Origin of the sequence: Micromonospora sp. NPDC005710 (assembly GCF_040630995.1) — a bacterium.
Taxonomy (GTDB): Bacteria; Actinomycetota; Actinomycetes; order Mycobacteriales; family Micromonosporaceae; genus Micromonospora.
The window spans coordinates 18,674-36,716 of record NZ_JBEXYP010000024.1 but is presented as its reverse complement, the minus strand read 5'-3'; the positions used below and the strand labels follow the sequence as shown (position 1 = coordinate 36,716).

Here is an 18,043-nt window from a genome sequence, read left to right as displayed (position 1 = left end):
CGACCGGGAGCAGCCCTCGGGCGCAGTCTCCCTCCGGACGACATTCCGGAGGGAGAACGTGATGCGACGACGAGGTGCCAGCCGGGTGGCGACGGCCGTACTGCTCGGCGTGAACCTGGTCCTGCCGACCCGGTCCGAGCCGGCCACGGCGGCGGGGTTCGTCGAGGCGTACCCGGTGACGGCGGCGACGATGCGCGCGGCCGGCCCCCCGTACGCGGACTGGGCGGCCGACGGACGCCGGTTCCTGCTGTTCGACGCGCGCGGGGACGGCCGCGCGGTCGAGGTGTTCGGCGACCTCGCCGACGCGGACCGGATCGCGGTGCTGGTGCCGGGGGTCGGCAGCACCCTCGCCGACTTCGACAGGGGGTTGGGCGGGGTGGCCGGGCGGGCGCCGGCGGTGCAGGCCGGGCGGCTCTTCCGGGAGCTGCGGGCGTCTGACCCGGCGGCGCGGGTCGCGGTGCTGGCCTGGCTCGGCTACGACCCGCCCGACGGGCTGGTGGCAGCCGCCGGTGGTGTCAGCGCCCGGCGGGGCGCGGCCGGGCTGGCCGCGCTGCTGCGGGAGCTGGCCGGGCGGCGTCCGGCGGCGGCGATCACACTGGTCGGGCACAGCTACGGGGCGCTCGTGGTGTCGCTGGCGGCTGACGACGCCCCGTCCCAGGTCACCGACGTGGTCAGCCTGGGTGGCGTCGGCGCCGGGGTGCAGCGCGCCGACGACCTGCCCGGCGGGCGGCGGTTCTGGGCGGCCGAGGCGCCGACCGACTGGATCCGTCGGGTGCCACAGGTGCGGCTGCCCGGCCTGGGCTTCGGCCGACGGCCCGGCGACCCGGCGTTCGGTGCCCGTTCCCTGCCGGTGGGCGGGGTGGCGGGGCACGACGGCTACCTCGCGCCGGGAAGCGCCTCGCTTGGCGCGGTGGTGGCGGTGGTGCTGGGCCGGACCGGGGACGTCCGGTGAGCCGGGACCGTGCCGTCGACGCGCTGCGGGCGTACGCCATCGGCGGGGTGGTGCTGGGACACTGGCTGGTCACCGGGCTGGTGCTGGCCGACGACGGTGGGCTGCACCAGGCCAGCCCGCTGACCGCCCTGCCCGACCTGGCACCGATGACCTGGGTGTTGCAGACGCTCGGGCTGTTCTTCTTCACCGCCGGGTTCGGTTCGACCCGGTCGCTGGCCCGCCACCCGGGTGGCGGGGGTGGTTGGCTGGCGGGGCGGCTGCGTCGGCTGCTGCTGCCCGCCGTGGCGCTGCTCGGTGTGGGTGCCGCCGTGCTGCTCGCCGCCACGGTCCTCGGCACGTCCGACGACACGCTCACCGTCGCGCTGCGGCTGGCGGTCAGCCCGTTGTGGTTCCTGCTGCCGCTCGTGGTCCTGGTCGCGCTGACCGGCCCGTTGCGTGTCGCCGTCCGCCGGTGGGGGGTGGCGCGGTGCGGGACGCCGGCGGTGGCAGTGGTCGCCTCCGCCGACCTGGCCGTCCGGCTGCTGCCGGCCGGCACCGACCTGCCCCCGGTCACCGTGCTGGCGGCCTGGTCGGTGCCGTACCTGCTGGGTGTGGCGCACGCCGACGGACGGCTGGCCGGCCGGCGGGCGGGCAGCGCGGTGGCGGCCGGCGGGGCGGTCGCGCTGGTGGCGCTGCTGGCACTGGGCTACCCGGTGAGCGCGGTCGGCGTACCCGGGGCCGGGGTGTCCAACCTGAACCCACCGTCGCTGCTGGTGGTGGCGTTGGCGGTCACCCAGGTCGGGTTGGGGCTGCTCGCCCGACCGGCGCTGCACCGGCTGCTGACCCGGCCACTGCCGGACCGGGCGGTGACCGCGGTGAACAGGTCCGCGATCCGGATCTACCTGTGGCACCAGCCGGTACTGGTGGCGGTGACCGCGCTCACCGCCCGCACCGGGCTGGCCCTGCCCGGTCTGCACACCGCACCGGACGACCCGGGGTGGGTCCTGGCGCGCTGCTGCTGGCTGCCGTTACTCGCCGTCGTGCTCGTCACCGTCGTGCGGGTGGGCCGGCAGAGGCCGTCGCACCGGGGTGTACCCGCTGGTGGGGAGCGGTGTCGCCAGCCGGGCGGTGGAGGGGTCGCCGGCCGGTCGGCCGAGTGCGTTCCGTCGACCTCGCCGGTGTACGATCATCGACGTTCCGGCCCGCCCGACTTGCAGGAGGTGATCGCTGTGCGAGATAGCGATCCTCCCAGTCGTGGCCGGGCCGATGGTCAGTCCCGCTGAGCCACGACTCAGTCCGGTGAGCTGACCCCGCTCCGCTCCCCACCACGTCGGCAGCCGCCGAGGTGAGTGTGCCGCGCCGCCCGATCCCGGGCGGTCGCCGGGAGCCGCCCGGTCACGACTTCGTGTGCGCGTCCCCACCCCCTGCGGTCCGCCCCCGCACGCGGACCGTCCAGCCGCCACCCGGAGCCGTCATGAGCCGCTACGTCGCCCCGCTGGGCTTCACCCTCGCCGCCGTCTGGGTGGCCATCGTCTTCGTGCTCGCCGGCGGCGGTCACTGACCGCCGCCGGCGCCGGCTACAGCATCCGGGACGACCAGAGCAGACTGAGCGCGCCCGCGCAGAGCGCCAACAGCAACGCGATCCCGGCGTACCACTGGGTCACCTCACGCGGCTCGGTGCGGAACCCGATCGAGCTGCCCATGTCCTGGTAGACCTGCTTCAGCTCGCTCACCGAGGCGGCCTCGTAGAAGAAACCCTCGGTGGTCTCGGCCAGATCGGCGAGGGCCAACCGGTCCACCGGCACCCGCTGCAACTGCCCGCCGATGTCGACCTGGCCGGTGTCGGTGCCGAAGGCGATGGTGGAGACCGGAACGTTGGCGGCCTGCGCGGCCGCCGCCGCCTCCTCCACCGCCCGACCGGAGGTCCGGAAACCGTCGGAGAGCAGCACGATCCGGGCCGGCGGAATACCCGCCGCGCCGTCGGCCGGCACCGACCGGATCGCCTCCAGGCAGGTGAACACCGCCTCACCGGTCGCCGTCGCCTCGGCCAGCACCAGCCCGTCGACGGCGCTCGTCACCGCGTCCCGGTCCTTGCCCGGCGGCACCAGCACGTTGGCCGCCTTGGCGAACGACACGAGGCCCAGGTTGTAGCTCTTCGGCAGCTCACTGACGAACTGCTTGGCCGCCTCCTGGGCCGCCTCCAGCCGGTTCGGCGCCACGTCGTCGGCCTGCATGGACAACGACACGTCGATGGCGAGCATCACGGTGGCCCGCTCCAGCGGCTCCTTGGTGTCCACCGCGGGACGGGCCAGCGCGGTCGCCAGCACCAGCAGGCAGAGCAGGAACGCTGTCGCCGGGACGTGGCGACGCCAGCCCAGGCCCTTCGGCGCCACCGTCCGCAGCAGGTCCACATTGGTGAACCGCATCGCGTACGCCCGACGGTGCAACTGCCGCCAGACGTAGAACCCGGCGAGGGCGACCACCGGCAGCACTGCCAGCAGCCACCACGGTTGCAGAAAACGGATCATCGTGTCGTCCCCCGGGTACGCGCGTGCCGCTGCGCGGCCACGAATCGCACCATGTCCAGCAGCCAGTCTCGGTCGGTACGCAGACGCAGGTGGGCCGCCCCGGCACCGCGCAGGGCGGCGGCGATCGTGGCCCGTTGCGCGGTGGCGGCCTCGGCGTAGCGCTGCCGCAGCCGCGGGTCGGCGGTCTGCACCTCGTGCAGTTCGCCGCTCTCCGGGTCGACCACCGGCAGCACGCCCACGTCGGGCAGTTCCAACTCACGCGGGTCGACCACCTCGATCGCCAGCACGTCGTGGCGGACGCGCAGTTTGCGCATCGGCCGCGCCCACTGCTCGGCGGGCGCGAGGAAGTCCGAGACCACCACTGCCACCCCGCGACGGCGGGGCGGCCGGTTGAGCATGTCGATCAGGGCGCCCAGATCACCACGGCCGGGCTGGATGGCGGTGCCGGCGACGGCCCGTAGCAGGCCCTGCGCCTCCTTGCGGCCGGAGCGGGCCGGCAGCCGGGTGAACACCCCGGGCCCGGCCGGCGGTGCTCCGCCGCGCCAGCGTCGGGCCGGCGCGGACGCCCCGCCCCCGGTGCCGATCACGGCGCCGATCCGGTTACCCCCGCGCACTGTCAGGTGGGTGATGGCCGCCGCGGCGGCGACCACGACCTCCCGTTTGAGCCACTGCCCGGTGCCGAAGTCCAGGCTGGCGGAGAGGTCGAGCGCAAGCCAGGTCTCCAACTCCCGGTCGGCGACCGTACGCCGCACGTGCGGTGTGGTGGTCCGGGCCGTGACCGGCCAGTCCATCCGGCGCACGTCGTCGCCGGGACGGTACTCCCGGGACTCGCCGGCCTCACTGCCCGGCCCGGGCAGCAGGCCGGCGTAGTCGCCCTGGAGCAGACCGTCGAGCTTGCGGGTGACGAGCAACTGCAGCCGGGACAGCACTGCCTCACTGCGGTCGGCGAGGGGGGCCGGACGAGGGGTGGGTGAGGTCACGGCCGCTGCCCGGGCCAGCCGGCGCCCGGCGGCGGCGTGATCGACGGCGGGGTGGCCTGCTGCCGGGGGGCGACCGCCGGGAGCGGGATCGTCGACATCACCCGCTGCACGATGTGGTCGGCGGGGACGTCGTCGGCGAGCGCGTCGTAGCTGAGCACCAACCGGTGCCGCAGGATGTCCGGCGCGATGTCCTGCACGTCCTGCGGCAGCGCGTAGTCACGCCCGCGCAGCAACGCCAGGGCGCGGGTCGCCCGGACCAGGCCCAGCGAGGCGCGCGGGCTGGCACCGTACTGGATCAGTTGCGCGACGTCGGGCATGCCGTGCTCGGCCGGGGCGCGGGTGGCCAGCACCAACCGGACCGCGTAGTCGACGAGTGCGTTGTGGACGAACACCTGGTCCGCCTTGCGTTGCAGGGCGATCAGCTCCGGGGTGTCGAACACCGCGGTCGGCTCGGGCGCGGCCACGCCCATCCGGTAGACGATCTCCCGTTCCTCCGCGTCGGTCGGGTAGCCCACCACGATCTTCATGAGGAACCGGTCCCGCTGCGCCTCGGGCAGCGGGTAGACACCCTCCTGCTCGATCGGGTTCTGGGTGGCCATCACCAGGAACGGGTCGGGCACCCGGTGGCTCTCCCCACCGATGGACACCTGCCGCTCGCTCATCACCTCCAGCAGCGCGGACTGCACCTTCGCCGGCGCCCGGTTGATCTCGTCGGCGAGCAGGAAGTTGACGAAGACCGGGCCCAGCTCGACGTCGAACTTCTCGCTGGACTGCCGGTAGATCCGGGTGCCCATGATGTCGGCAGGCACCAGATCGGGGGTGAACTGCACCCGGGCGAAGGACCCGCCGACGACCTTGGCCAGGGTCTCCACCGCCAGGGTCTTGGCCACCCCGGGCACGCCTTCGAGCAGGCAGTGACCGCGGGCGAGCAGCGCGACGAACATCCGCTCCACCATCCGGTCCTGCCCGACGATCACACGTTTGATCTCGAACAGGCCCTTCTCCAGCAGGGTGGCGTCCTGCGCGGGTGTGGTAACCGGCGCGGGTGCCGCTCCGTTCGGCGTCGGAGCGTCGGGCATGGTCGGCTGGGCCACCGGTCCTCCACAGCATTTGTCGGTCGTCGTGGCTCGTGCGGTATCAAGACTCGCACGCCTTGCTGAGTGTCGAGGTGGGGAGAAGCCGATTTTGACCGCGCCGTCCCCGCCGGCCGAATCACGAATCACGGGAGTGCACGGACCGGCCAACCGCGTGTACGATTCACCCCGTCGCCGGGCGGCTCCCCCCGTGGTCGCCCGGCGCTCAAACTTTCCGTCCCGCCGCCCTACACTGGCCGGGATGAGCATCCCCTCCCCCGCCGACGAGGCCCTGGTCTGCTCGGCCCGGGCCTGCCGGTCCGCCGCCGTCTGGGCGCTGGAGTGGAACAATCCCCGTCTGCACGACGCCGATCGGCGCAAGACCTGGTTGGCCTGCGACGCCCATCGGGGCAGCCTCGGCGACTTCCTCGACGCTCGGGGCTTCCTGCGTGCCGTCACTCCGGTGCCCGGATCGCCTACGCTCGACGTGTGAGCGGCGACCCTCCGGCTTCCCCCGGCCCCACCTCCCCGTCCTGGCCGCCCACCCCGGCCACCGCACCGCCCGGCGTCGAGCCGCCGCCCGGCGCCTTCCCGGCCCCCGGCACGCTCGGCCCGGAGCCCACCGGGCCGGACGTCTCGACACCCGCACCGCTGCCACCGGGCGCGCTGCCGCCCGGTCACCGGCCGACGAACACCCCCGACCAGCCGCCCCCGGGCCTCCTGCCGTCCGAGCCGGGCGCGTTGTCGACGATCGCACCAGGTGACCGGGGTCCGCTGGAGCCCTGGCCGGACACTGTCAACTGGCAGTCGATCTCCACCGACCTGATCTGGGTGGAGCTGATCCGGCTGGCGATCGTGGTCGGCATCGGGCTCGTGGCGACGGCGGTCGGCTGGGCGCTCAGCGGCCACTGGCTGTTCGGGCTCGCCGTCGCCGTCGTGCTGGTGCTCGGCGCGTGGCGGGCCATCGCCATCGTCCGCGCGGTCCGGGCCTGGGGGTACGCCGAGCGGGAGAACGACCTGCTGGTCCGGCACGGGTTGCTGGTCCGCCGGCTCTCCATCGTGCCGTACTCGCGGATGCAGTTCGTCGACGTGAGCGCCGGGCCGTTGGAGCGCGCCTTCGACCTGGCCACAGTGCAGTTGCACACGGCGGCGGCGGCCAGCGACGCCCGGGTGCCCGGGCTGCGGCCGGCGGAGGCGTCCCGGCTGCGCGACCGGCTCACCGCGCTCGGCGAGGACCGGGCGGAGGGGCTGTGACCACCCGCGCGGGTGACCACCGGCCGCGCCGAGGGCCGCGCCGATGAGCGACGGACCTGCCGAGCCGAGCACCGTGCCACCCACCGGCCCGACGACACCGGGGCCGGTGCTGCCCGCTGACGCTGCTCCCCCTCCGCCGCCGGGGGCCCAGTCGCCGTGGCCGGCACCGACCGGCGGTGGCGACGGCGAACCCCGGCAGCGACTGCACCCGCTCAGCCCGGTGCTGCACGGCGCCAAGTCCCTGGTCGTGGTGATCGCCGGCCTGTCCTGGTCGACGCTGTCCCGGGTGGGCTTCGGCTGGTTCGCCGCGATGGTGGCGGTGCTGGCGCTCGGCGCGACAGTGCTGTCGGTGATCAGCTGGTACAACACCGGCTACCACGTCGTCGGCCGGGAACTACGGGTCTACGAGGGGCTGCTCTGGCGGCGTACCCGGGCCATCCCGTTGGAACGGCTCCAGGCCGTGGAGGTGGTCCGGCCGCTGCTCGCCCAGCTCACCGGGCTGGCCGAGCTGCGCCTGGAAGTGGTGGGCGGAGGCAAGACCGAGGCGCCACTGGCGTACCTCGGGGTGGCCGACGCGGCAGTGCTGCGCGCGCGTCTGCTGGCGCTGGCCGGGCGGGTGGCGCAACTGCCCGCGCCCGGCGACCCGGCCGCTCCGGTGGCCCCGGGGGCGATGGCGCCGCCGGCCGTGCCGGGTCGTCCACTGCACACGGTACGCAACAAGGACCTGTTGATCAGCCAACTGCTCACCCCGCAGGCGTTCCTGCTCCCGTTCGGTGTGGCGTTCGTCGTGGTGCAGTTCCTCACCGCCGGTTCCTGGTCGTTCGTCGCGGTGGCGAGCACCCTCACCGCGATGGCGGGTGTGCTGCTGCAACCGGTCCGCCGGGTCCTCGACGACTGGAACTTCCGGCTGGGCCGCGACGGCGGCACGCTGCGGGTGCACAACGGTCTGCTGGAGACGCGGGCGCAGACGGTGCCGTTGGAGCGGGTGCAGACCGTGCGGGCCACCTGGCCGCTGCTGTGGCGGGTGAAGGGCTGGCTGCGGCTGCGGCTGGAGGTGGCCGGTTACTCCGTCGCGGAGGCCGACGACCGCAACCGGCCCGACCGGCTGCTGCCGGTCGGCGACCTGCCGACGGCGACGATGATCGTCGCCGAGGTGCTTCCCGGGGTACGCCTCGACGCGCTCCCGCTGAGTCCACCGCCGCGCCGCACCCGTTGGCTGCACCCGGTGGGCCGTGCCGCGTTCGGCGCGGGGCTGTTCGCGCAGGTCTTCGCGACCCGGTCCGGGCGGCTCACCCGACAGTTGGTGATCGTGCCGTACGCCCGGATCCAGAGCGTGCGGGTGGTTCAGGGGCCGGTCCAGCGCTGGCTGGGGTTGGCCACCGTCTACGCGGACACCGCTGGTGGTTCGGGCGCCACCGCGCAGGACCGCGACCTGGCCGAGGCCTGGGCCCTGGCAGCCGACCTGACCACGAGAGCCCACCAGGCCCGCACTCAGCCCTGACCCGCCCCCTGCCCGCAGCGTTCTCCGGTGGAAGCACCTGTTGGTCGTCATTGCTATATGTATCGCCGCACGATATATATAGTCCATGGACATCAGTGAGCAGACGTTCCTGATCCTCTCCGCCCTCGCCGACCAACCCCGCCACGGCTACGGCCTGGTGACAGAGGTCGACGAGATGACCGACGGCAGGATCCGGTTACGCGCCGGCACCCTCTACGGGGCCCTCGACCGCCTCGTCACCCAGGGGCTCATCGCACCCGACCGCGACGAGGTGGAGAAGGGCCGACTGCGCCGTTTCTACAAGCTGACCGACGCGGGGGCCGACGCCATCCGCGCCGAGAGCCAACGGATGGCCACCGCGGTCCGGCTCGCCGAGGAGCGCCTCAGCAAACGTGCCGCCCGCAACGCCCCGCGCCTCGGGACCATCGGATGAGCCCGGACGTGAGCCCCCTGGAGCGACGGTATCGACTGCTGCTGCGCCTGCTGCCGGCCGCGCACCGCACCGCCCGCGGCGAGGAACTGCTCGGGCTGCTGCTCGACCTCGACAACGGCCGCCGACACCCCAGCCGGCACGAGACACTGCACATCATCGCCCTGGCGATCCGCCTGCGACTCACCACGCCCGTCACCACCACTGCGCTGACCACCGGGCTCACCGCGCTGCTCGTCGCCGGCGGCACCGAGCCCGCCGGTCACACTCTGGACCTGTTCACCGGCGCCGTCCTCGCCACCGACATGTCGACGGTCGTCGCCAGCTGGCCGCAGATGGTCGCCCTCGGCCTGCTGCCCCTCGCACCGCTGATCGCCTGGCTCTGCGGCGCACCCCGGACCGCCCTCACCCTGCAAGCGATGTTCCTGACCGTCACCGTCGGGTGGCTCGTCCTCGACCTGCTCAACGGCGCCGGCCTGGGAATCAACCCCGGCGAGTACCTCTTCGCCTACGCCCCACCGGCCCTGGCCCTCGTCCTGCTCGCGATCGCCGCCCGCGAGCGGTGGACCGCACCCCGGCCGCGCCTGTTCTGGTGGGCCCTCGTACCGCTCGGGATCCTCGCCTGGAAAGGCACCGGAGAGTGGGGACGCCACGGCGTCTACGTTCCCGCCGCCGCGCCAACGGTCATCGGGATCCTCGCCGCCGCCACCGTCGCTGCCGGAGCCGCGTTCGCAGTCCGCCGCCACCGGCCCGCCGTCATCATCGGCGTCGGCCTCGCCGGCTTCGTCGCCGGATGGCTCATCCCCGACGCACTGCTCTCCAACGCGGCGATGCAGCACTTCGACGGTCAGCCGCTACCACTGGCGATCCTCATCACGATGATCGCCGCCACCTCGGCCGGCGTCAGTCAGCTCACCCATCGTCTCAAGCCCGAGACGCGGTCCCTGCCACCCGATGAACCGGTGACCCGCTGAACGCCGGCTTCGGCTCGGCACCGGTGGCCCTCACGACCCGCGGGGACAGGACCTAACGGTCGGCCGGGATCGCGGGATGGGTGGTGGTGTCCGGTCCCCGAGGTGGGGAGGGCTCGGGCTCGGCGGGCGGGGGGTCGGTGGGTGTCGGCGGGGTTTCCGCCGCCGGCCCCGACCTGGCTCTCGGGTGTCGGGCACGCCAGGCCGCCCAGCCGCGTTCGGCCAAACCGACGACCAGGAACGTCAGCCCCACGTACGCCCAGCCGACCAGTACGTCGATCACGTAGTGCTCACCCGAGTAGACCAGGGTGAAGGTCATCGCCAGCGGGTACGCGAGCAGCAGCGGCCACCAGCGGCGACGGGTGGCGGTCAGGAAGAACAGCACCACGAACAACGCCCACGCGGTGTGCAGCGACGGCATCGCGGCGACCGGGTTGGAGGCGATCTGGCCGGCGTTGAGGATGTTGCCGGCGCCGTGCATGCCGAACGCCTTCCACCCCCGGGTCGAGATCCGGGCGACCTCGGTGAGCAGGCCGTTCTGCGCCGCCCACCAGGGTGGGGCGGCCGGGTAGATGAAGTAGGTGACCAGGCCCGCCGCGCACAGGAAACCCCACCGCCGCATGTACGCCGCCCAGCGGCGCCTGTCGCGCAGCCACAACACCGCGGCGGCGGTCAGGGCCACCACGAAGTGGGAGAAGTACACCCAGCTCGCCGCGACGTCCCACCAGTGCACCTGCGGGTGGTAGAGGTGCTGCTGCAACCAGACGGTGGGCACCTCACCGCCGGTGGCCCAGCCGAACATGAACCGGTCGGCGACGATCAGCTCCATCGCGTGCGGCGTGGCCCCGTTGTCGGCGAAACCTCGCGAGAGGTTGTAGAGCACGAACAGCAGCACCACGGGCACCCAGTCCCGGGCGAACCGCAGGTGCTCACGCCAGGGCCGATCACTGTTCCAGGCGATGGTCGCGAGCCAGATCCAGACGAAGGCGTACGCCGGGTCGGTGGGTAGGCCGATGGCCAGCCACCCGGCGACGAAGGCGACCGCCCAGACGGTCATCGCGACGACACGCCGACGACCCCCGTCCGGGGACGCGGGCGGTTCGGTCCGGGCGGGGGGCTCAGGGTCAGTCACGACAGCCATCGGGGTCAAGGTTAACGACGGGTACGGCATCGACCGACAGGGACCACCCCGTGGTCGCCGCCGGTGGGTGCCCCCTTATCGCCGGGCGCGTGCTCACCGTGCCCGGCGAGCACCTAGGCTGACGACCATGCAGGAGCAGCCCGAGCCGGCCTTCGCGCCGGGTCTGACCGCCCAGGTCGAGTTGACCGTCACCGACGCGGACACCGCCCAGGCGGTCGGTTCCGGGGACGTACCGGTGCTCGGCACTCCGCGGGTTCTGGCGCTTGCCGAGGCGGCCACCGTCGCGGCGACGGCCACCGGGATGCCGCCCGGTTCCACGACAGTGGGCACCCGGGTCGAGTTGGAGCACCTGGCGCCGACAGTTGTCGGTCGCACGGTTCGCGCGCAGGCGCTGCTGGCGACCGTCGACGGTCGCCGACTGTCGTTCGAGGTCACCGTCAGCGACGGTGACCAGACGGTCGCCCGGGGGCGGGTGGACCGGATCCTGGTCGACCGGGGCCGCTTTGTCGAACGCGCCGGGCGGGCGTCGTGAACGCCGGCTTCGTCGAGGTCGCCGACCGGGTGCACGTACTGGCCGAGCCGCTGCTGCGGGTCAACGTCACACTTGTCGTCGGCGACGACGAGGCGCTCCTGGTGGACACGCTCTCGTCGGCCGCCCAGGCCACCGAGTTGGCGGCGGCCGTCCGGGCGGTCACCGACCGCCCGTTGACGCTCGTCAACACCCACCACCACTACGACCACTGCTTCGGCAACGCCGTCCTGGCCGGTGACCCAACCCGCCCGGTGTACGCGCACGAACTGGCCGCCACCGCCCTGCGCGACGAGCCGGAGCGGCTGCGCCGCGAGGCGTACGAGGAGTTGCGCACGGAGCACCCGGCGCTCGCCGCCGAACTGGCCGACACCCCGCTGCTCGCCCCGACGCACACAGTGCACGTCGAGACGGTCCTCGACCTGGGTGGCCGACGGGTGCTGCTGCGCCACCCGGGGCGGGGGCACACCGAGGCCGACCTGGTGGTGCACGTGCCGGACGCCGACGTGCTGGTCGCCGGGGACCTGGTGGAGCAGAGCGGCCCGCCCGCCTTCGAGGACTCGTACCCCCTGCAGTGGCCGGACGCGGTCGCGGATCTGCTGCGGTTGACCACCGCGCGCACCGTGGTCATCCCCGGCCATGGCGACCCGGTGGACGTCGACTTCGTGAAAGCCCAGCACGCCGAGTTGGCGAAGCTGGCCTGGCTGATCCGGGCCGCGCACACCGGCAGCGCCCCGCCGGAGCGGGTGGCCGCCGAGGCCCCCTTCGGCGCCCGCCCCGCCCTTGTCGCCGCCCGCCGCGGTTACCTCGAACTGACCGGCACGGCCTGACCCACCCAACACCCGCGCGGCTACGCCTGGGTGCGCCGCCACTGCTGGTGGCTGCCCGTGCCGCACGTCCACTGCGCGAGGCGGGCACCGTCGGTGGTGGCGGCGTTGACCACCTCCAGGCACTTGCCGCTGTGCCGGGCGACGAGCTGCACGTACCCGGAGCCGAGATCCTGCACCCGCCACTGCTGGTTGGTGCCGCCGTTGCAGCTCCACTGGATCACGCGGACCCCGTCGGCGGTCGCTGTCGCGCCACCGGACACGTCGAGGCACTTGCCGCTGTGCACGCTCACCACCGTCTGGTAGCCCCCACCCGCGTCCTGGAAGCGCCACCGCTGATTGGGCTGACCGTTCGCGGCCCACTGCACCAGCTCGGCGCCGTCGGTGGTCGCGTTGTTGTAGACGTCCAGCAGCTTGCCGCTGTGCCGGGCGGTGAGGGTGTACGTGGTCGGCACCGGCACTGTCGTGTCCGGGGCCAGCCGGTACAGCCCGGACCCGTGGGCCGGCAGCGAGCGGGTGAGGGTGCCCGTCACCGTGCCCACTGCCGCGCCGGACCACAGGTCGGTCACGGCGGCCGATCCGATCCCGAGGTCGGCGAGGTTCACCGACACCTGGGCCGCGCTGCTGGCGCGGTTGAAGAGGGCGACGTACCGGTGGTCGCTGCCCGGCACGTCGGCGGTCCACACCTGCTGGCTGCCACCGGAGAGCTGACGGTTGTTGGCACTGTTCTGGTTGACCCCGATGACCGCGGCGTTCGTCATCAACGCCAACTCCGCGGCGCGGTTCTCGACCAGGTTGCCACCCCACATCAGCGGCGCCCGGTTGATCGCCCAGAGTGACATCAGGGTGCGCTGCTCGTCGGTGCTCAGATTGGAGTATCGCGGCGACCCCACCGGCCCGTACTTGGAGAGCCGACCGATGGGGATCATGTCGGCGTCGGGCCACGCGCCGGTGGTGCGGTACGGAGTCCAGTTGCGCAGCTGGTCGAAGAGCGCGTCCACCGACGACCAGTTGTCCCACAGGTCGTTGACGATCCGCCACATGTGCGCGTTGGCCTGGACGTGCGCGCCGTTCGCCACTGAAGTCGGGCCGGGTGACAGGCTCAGCACCATCGGACGGCCACTCCGCTCGATGGCCGTTCGATACCCCTCGATCTCCGACTGCCGGTACGTGGGCGCGGCGATGTCGTCCACCTTCACGTAGTCGACCCCCCAGGAGGCCAGCAGCTGGAACATCGAGTCCAGGTAGGTCTGCGCGCAGGGGTTCGACATGTTCAGCCCCCACATCAGGTTGAGCCAGGCCGCTGTGGTGGTGTTGTTGATCTGGTTGGCGCGGCAGGTGGTGCCGAGGATCGGGACGTTGTCGGCGACCGCCTGGCGGGGTATGCCGCGCATCAGGTGGACGCCGAACTTCAGCCCCCGCCCGTGGACATAGTCGGCAAGCGGTTTGAACCCGTTATCACCGACGGCGGAGGGGAACCGGGTGGTGTCCGGCAGCAGCCGCCCGTTGGCGTCCATCCGGAGCCGGGGTTGCAGGCTGCCGTCCTGGTTGGGGCTGTTGTTGTGCCGACCGGGGTAGTACCAGGCCCAGTCGATGACCACGTACTCCCAGCCGAACTGCCGCAGGTTGGTGCCCATGTAGTCGGCGTTGGCCCGGACGTCGGCCTCGGTGACGCTCCAGTTGAACGAGTCGTAGCTGTTCCACCCCATCGGCGGGGTGTCGGCCACGCCGTTGTCCCACGCACGCGCCCGCTCCGGCGGGTCGGCGACGACCATCGTGGCAGCCACGAGAAGCATCACCAGCAGGGCCGCGACGCGGCGGAACGCCAGGGGTACCAGAACCACACGCACCAGAGCCTCCCCGTTTCCATCGTGTTCCGTCGATGTTAACGCTCACAAATCTGCCCGGTCAATCCCCGCCCCACCCCACCCCGCCCCTCCTACGGCGATCCTGCACTTGGTGTGGGGTTGAAAATGGGCAAGGCAGACCAAAGGACGACCGAAAGTGCAAGATCGGCGCGGGTGGGGTTGGCGCGGGTGGGATCAGGTGTTGAAGCGGTTCTGTACTGCGGCGCGGGTGGGCATGGCGGTGGCACCGCCCGGGGATTCGCAGACCAGGCCGGCCACCCGCAGCGCGAAGGCGACCCGGTCGGCCCAACCGGACGGGCCCTCCGGTTCGCCGTCGACGAGCAGGTCGGCGATCAGCGCGGCCATCACCGAGTCACCCGCGCCGGCGGCGTCGATCGCGTTGACCTTGGGAGCGGGCACCCGGACCGGGTCGGCGTCAGCGGCGGCCAGCACCGCACCGGCCGCACCGAGCGTCACCACAACGGTGGTCGCCCCCAGCTCACGCAGGTACGCCGCCACCCCCTCGACCGGCTCACCGGGATAGAGCAGCAGCGCGTCGGCGGCGCTCAGCTTGACCAGGTGCGCGCCGGCGGCGAACTCGGCCACCACCTCGCGTAGCCCTTCCAGCGCGGACGGCCCGTTCAACAACCGGGGACGAACGTTCGGGTCGAAGACCCGCAGGCCGGCGGCGAGTGACCAGGCACGGCGGGCGGCGGCCAACGGTTCCGGTTTCAGCAGCACGATCGAGCCGCAGTAGAGCACGTCCGCGCCCTCCAACAGCGCCACGTCCAGATCGTCGGGGCCGAGCAGTCCGTAGGAGGCAGGCTCGCCGTAGAAACGGAAATCCGGCTCCGGCCCCGCGTACGTGACCACAGCGAGCGTGGTCGGTGCCGCCACCGTGATCGCACCGGCCACCCCGACGTCGGCCGAGGTGAGGAACGAGCGGATCCGGCCGCCCAACGCGTCGTCACCGAGCGAGCCGACGAACTGCGCCGCACCGCCGAGCCGGGCCACCCCGACGGCGACGTTGAGCGGCCCGCCACCGATGGCCTGCCGATAGACCCGCTCACCGTCGAGTTCGCTGTCGAGCAGGTCAACGAGCGCTTCGCCGAGCACCACCGCGTATCCCATGCCGATCCTCTCGTCGTCGCCACCGGCCGCCGCCCGTCGAGCCGATCGCCGGACGCGCGCAGCGCGACCAACAACTCCGCCGTGGCACCAGGCTGGCACAACGCACGGCCCGATGAGCGCCGAAGGCCGCGCACCGACCTGCGCACTACCCCGGCCGGTGGATCGGCCCGTCGAGCGCCGCGAGGGGCTGGCCGCTGCCGCCCCACCGGGCCGCGACGATCTGCGCGGCCACACTCACAGCGGTCTCCTCCGGGGTACGACCACCGAGGTCCAACCCGATCGGGGACGCGAGCCGGGCCAGCTGCGACGCGCCGAGGCCCGCCTCGCTGAGCAGCTTGTGCCGCTCGTCGTGGGTGCGCCGTGAGCCCATCGCGCCCACGTACGCCAGCCGGTGGCGCAACGCCAACTCCAGCAACGGCACGTCGAACTTCGGGTCGTGGGTGAGCACGCACACCACCGTCCGCTCGTCGAGCCGATCGGCCGACAACTCGGCACGCAGGTAGCGGTGCGGCCACTGCACCACCACCTCGTCCGCCTCGGGGAAGCGGCGCGCGGTGGCGAAGACCGGCCGGGCGTCGCAGACGGTGACCCGGTAGCCGAGGAACGCGCCGATCCGGGCCACCGCGGCGGCGAAGTCGATCGCCCCGAAGACGATCATCCGGGGCGGGGTGGCGTACACGGTCACGAAGAGGCCGAGGCCGCCACCCCGGCGCTGCCCGTGGTAGCCGTACCGCAGCATTCCGCCGCGTCCGGCAGCGAGCAGCCCGAGGGCGTCGGCGCGGGCGGCGGCGTCGAGCCGGTCGTCGCCGAGCGAGCCGACGGTTCGCTCGCCGGTCATTACCAGCCGCCGACCAAGCCGCCGGGCCGGGTCGGTCGATCCGGCACCTGTCGAAGTTCCGGCGCCGGCCGGTGCGCCGTCGGCAGCCGACGGGCCGTCGCCGACGCCAGCTGGTCGGGGGCCCGCGTCGGCGGCCACGCAGGTGACGATCGCCGCGGGACGGCCGGCGCGGCGCGCGGCAGCGACCGCGTCCAGCTCCGGCACGGTGCCCGCGTCGACCCGCTCCACGAACACGTCGAGGATGCCGCCGCAGGTCAGGCCCACTGTGTACGCGTCGTCGTCGCTGATCCCGTACCGGCACAGCTCGGGTTGCCCGGTGTCGAGCACACGGCGGGCCCGTTCGTAGAGGTCCGCCTCGACGCAGCCGCCGGAGACACTACCGACGACAGTGCCGTCGGTCGCGACCATCATCGCGGCGCCGGGCGGCTGCGGGGCGGAGTGCCAGGTCGCCACGACGGTTGCGAGCGCGACCGCCTCGCCGTCGCGGCAGCGGCGGTGCACCTCGTCGAACACGTCCGGCACCGGCTGCCGCCCCTCGCTCCCGCTCCCCGTAGGCAGGATATGGCGTTCGACGACGACCGGTGGCTCTTCTCATGCATCGAGCAATGCCTATTGCGCCTGATCCTTCGGCGTGATGGGATGACGCGTACCGGGCGGTGCGAGGGCTGCGGCACCGCCGGTTGCCGGGTTGGTTAGACGCGAGGGCACCGGTCCAGGACAGGACCGTCGACGGCGCACGTCCACCGGCTGTTTCCCGCCGGGGCACACCGCCGTGATCGTCGCACCGCTCACGACAGCGGGGCGATCACGCCACATCCCACCCGATTGCGCGGGGCGGCTCGGCAAGCGCCCCTCGCGAGTCAGGAGAACCCGTGAACCGTTCCCGTATGGCCGCGTTGCTCACCGCGGCCATGACCCTCGCGCTGGGCGCTGTCGCCCTGGCGTCCAGTCCGCAGCCGGCCGCCGCGCACGGCGCGGCGATGACGCCCGGCAGCCGCACCTACCTGTGCTGGCAGGACGGCCTCAGCACGACAGGTGAGATCAGGCCGACAAACCCCGCGTGCTCCGCCGCGGTGGCGCAGAGCGGCGCGAACTCGCTCTACAACTGGTTCAGTGTGCTGCGCTCCGACGCCGGTGGCCGGACCACCGGCTTCATTCCGGACGGGCAACTGTGCAGCGGTGGCAACACCGGTTACCGCGGCTACGACCTGCCCCGTACGGACTGGCCGCTCACCCACCTGACCGCCGGCGCTCGGTTGGACTTCAAGTACAGCAACTGGGCGCACCACCCGGGCACGTTCTACTTCTACATCACCAAGAACACGTGGAGCCCGACCCGGGCACTGGCCTGGAGTGACCTGGAGGAGCCGTTCCTCACGGTGACCAACCCGCCGCAGCGGGGAGGCGTCGGCACCAACGACGGGCACTACTACTTCAGCGGCAACCTGCCGTCGGGCAAGAGCGGCCAGCACATCATCTACTCCCGCTGGGTCCGCTCGGACTCGCAGGAGAACTTCTTCGGCTGCTCCGACGTGGTGTTCGACGGTGGCAACGGTCAGGTGACAGGCATCAAGGGTGGCACCACGTCGCCGACCCCCACGCCGACCACCCCGACGCCGACGCCGACCACCCCGACGCCCGGGCCGAGCGACTCACCCCCGACCCCGACCACCCCGCCGCCGGCCGGCGGTGACTGCATGGCCGTCTACAAGGTGACCAGCACCTGGCAGGGCGGCTTCCAGGGCGAGGTCACGATCATGAACCACGGCAGTACGCCGTTCTCCGGTTGGACCGCGAGCTGGAGCTGGCCCAACGGGCAAGCGATCAGTCAGGTCTGGAACGCCACCCAGACGACGTCCGGTTCGACGGTGACGGCGACGAACGTCGCCTACAACGGCACTGTCGCACCGGAGGGCACCACCACGTTCGGCTTCCTGGCCAGCTCCACAGGAACCAACGGACTCCCCACCGTAACCTGCGCCCGCCGCTAACCACCACCACCGTCACCGTCACCACCCTGAAATGATCAAGAGGTTTGCGTCACCGGAACCGCTCCGGATGA

Annotated in this window: 18 protein-coding genes; 11 read left to right on the top strand and 7 right to left on the bottom strand. The window is 72.7% G+C overall.

Translation table 11 applies throughout. The annotated features are described in order from the left end of the window. The first annotated feature begins 61 nt into the window (after positions 1-61). The 3 genes from ABZ406_RS26130 (at position 62) to ABZ406_RS26120 (ending at position 2,492) form a co-directional block, all read left to right on the top strand. Entirely contained in the window at positions 62-952 is an 891-nt protein-coding gene (locus ABZ406_RS26130) for an alpha/beta hydrolase (protein WP_357766744.1), read from the top strand. Continuing rightward, positions 949-2,214, top strand: a complete 1,266-nt coding sequence (locus ABZ406_RS26125; protein WP_357766742.1) for an acyltransferase family protein — start codon at positions 949-951, stop codon at positions 2,212-2,214. The genes ABZ406_RS26130 and ABZ406_RS26125 overlap by 4 nt, the downstream gene beginning before the upstream one ends. Positions 2,215-2,276: 62 nt before the next feature. Next, positions 2,277-2,492 carry a hypothetical protein gene (locus ABZ406_RS26120; protein WP_196925116.1) on the top strand — a complete coding sequence of 72 codons (216 nt, stop codon included), beginning with the start codon at positions 2,277-2,279 and terminating at the stop codon, positions 2,490-2,492. A 16-nt stretch (positions 2,493-2,508) separates the two neighbouring features. Here ABZ406_RS26120 and ABZ406_RS26115 read toward each other — a convergent pair whose 3' ends face one another. The 3 genes from ABZ406_RS26115 to ABZ406_RS26105 are packed head-to-tail and all read right to left on the bottom strand — an operon-like array spanning position 2,509 to position 5,533. Then, positions 2,509-3,459, bottom strand: coding sequence for a VWA domain-containing protein (locus ABZ406_RS26115; protein ID WP_357766738.1), 951 nt, complete (start codon positions 3,457-3,459; stop codon positions 2,509-2,511). Next, complete coding sequence (locus ABZ406_RS26110) at positions 3,456-4,457, bottom strand: DUF58 domain-containing protein (RefSeq protein WP_357766875.1); 1,002 nt, start codon at positions 4,455-4,457, stop codon at positions 3,456-3,458. The genes ABZ406_RS26115 and ABZ406_RS26110 overlap by 4 nt, the downstream gene beginning before the upstream one ends. Continuing rightward, positions 4,436-5,533, bottom strand: a complete 1,098-nt coding sequence (locus ABZ406_RS26105) for a MoxR family ATPase (RefSeq protein WP_357766735.1) — start codon at positions 5,531-5,533, stop codon at positions 4,436-4,438. Before ABZ406_RS26105 ends, ABZ406_RS26110 begins: the two co-directional genes overlap by 22 nt. Positions 5,534-5,774: 241 nt before the next feature. Between ABZ406_RS26105 and ABZ406_RS26100 the strand changes: the two genes are divergently transcribed. The 5 genes from ABZ406_RS26100 to ABZ406_RS26080 all read left to right on the top strand — a co-directional run bounded on the left by ABZ406_RS26100 (position 5,775) and on the right by ABZ406_RS26080 (position 9,671). Next, a complete protein-coding gene (locus ABZ406_RS26100; RefSeq protein ID WP_357766732.1) occupies positions 5,775-6,005 on the top strand; it encodes a hypothetical protein in 231 nt (76 codons plus the stop codon). A 227-nt stretch (positions 6,006-6,232) separates the two neighbouring features. Further along, positions 6,233-6,766, top strand: coding sequence for a PH domain-containing protein (locus ABZ406_RS26095; RefSeq protein WP_357766872.1), 534 nt, complete (start codon positions 6,233-6,235; stop codon positions 6,764-6,766). A gap of 43 nt (positions 6,767-6,809) precedes the next feature. Further along, a complete protein-coding gene (locus ABZ406_RS26090) occupies positions 6,810-8,267 on the top strand; it encodes a PH domain-containing protein (RefSeq protein ID WP_357766730.1) in 1,458 nt (485 codons plus the stop codon). 85 nt (positions 8,268-8,352) lie between these two features. After that, positions 8,353-8,700, top strand: coding sequence for a PadR family transcriptional regulator (locus ABZ406_RS26085; protein WP_357766727.1), 348 nt, complete (start codon positions 8,353-8,355; stop codon positions 8,698-8,700). Further along, positions 8,697-9,671 (top strand): hypothetical protein, encoded by a 975-nt coding sequence (locus ABZ406_RS26080; RefSeq protein WP_357766724.1) that lies wholly within the window; start codon positions 8,697-8,699, stop codon positions 9,669-9,671. The genes ABZ406_RS26085 and ABZ406_RS26080 overlap by 4 nt, the downstream gene beginning before the upstream one ends. A 52-nt stretch (positions 9,672-9,723) precedes the next feature. Here ABZ406_RS26080 and ABZ406_RS26075 read toward each other — a convergent pair whose 3' ends face one another. Further along, positions 9,724-10,809, bottom strand: a complete 1,086-nt coding sequence (locus tag ABZ406_RS26075; RefSeq protein ID WP_357766721.1) for a phosphatase PAP2 family protein — start codon at positions 10,807-10,809, stop codon at positions 9,724-9,726. Between the two features lie 127 nt (positions 10,810-10,936). Here ABZ406_RS26075 and ABZ406_RS26070 point away from each other — a divergent pair, with 127 nt between their 5' ends. Both ABZ406_RS26070 and ABZ406_RS26065 read left to right on the top strand, forming a co-directional pair. Then, positions 10,937-11,341, top strand: a complete 405-nt coding sequence (locus ABZ406_RS26070; RefSeq protein WP_030488289.1) for a hotdog domain-containing protein — start codon at positions 10,937-10,939, stop codon at positions 11,339-11,341. Further along, positions 11,338-12,168, top strand: coding sequence for an MBL fold metallo-hydrolase (locus ABZ406_RS26065; RefSeq protein ID WP_357766718.1), 831 nt, complete (start codon positions 11,338-11,340; stop codon positions 12,166-12,168). The genes ABZ406_RS26070 and ABZ406_RS26065 overlap by 4 nt, the downstream gene beginning before the upstream one ends. A gap of 20 nt (positions 12,169-12,188) precedes the next feature. Here the strand turns inward: ABZ406_RS26065 and ABZ406_RS26060 are convergent, their stop codons facing one another. The 3 genes from ABZ406_RS26060 to ABZ406_RS26050 all read right to left on the bottom strand — a co-directional run bounded on the left by ABZ406_RS26060 (position 12,189) and on the right by ABZ406_RS26050 (position 16,503). Continuing rightward, a complete protein-coding gene (locus ABZ406_RS26060; RefSeq protein WP_357766715.1) occupies positions 12,189-14,015 on the bottom strand; it encodes an RICIN domain-containing protein in 1,827 nt (608 codons plus the stop codon). 192 nt (positions 14,016-14,207) lie between these two features. Continuing rightward, positions 14,208-15,143: a PfkB family carbohydrate kinase gene (locus ABZ406_RS26055; protein WP_357766711.1), complete on the bottom strand. Its 936-nt coding sequence runs from the start codon at positions 15,141-15,143 to the stop codon at positions 14,208-14,210. A gap of 145 nt (positions 15,144-15,288) precedes the next feature. Continuing rightward, positions 15,289-16,503, bottom strand: a complete 1,215-nt coding sequence (locus ABZ406_RS26050; protein WP_357766708.1) for an XdhC/CoxI family protein — start codon at positions 16,501-16,503, stop codon at positions 15,289-15,291. A 365-nt stretch (positions 16,504-16,868) separates the two neighbouring features. Here ABZ406_RS26050 and ABZ406_RS26045 point away from each other — a divergent pair, with 365 nt between their 5' ends. After that, entirely contained in the window at positions 16,869-17,972 is a 1,104-nt protein-coding gene (locus tag ABZ406_RS26045; RefSeq protein ID WP_357766870.1) for a lytic polysaccharide monooxygenase, read from the top strand. Positions 17,973-18,043: the final 71 nt, after the last annotated feature.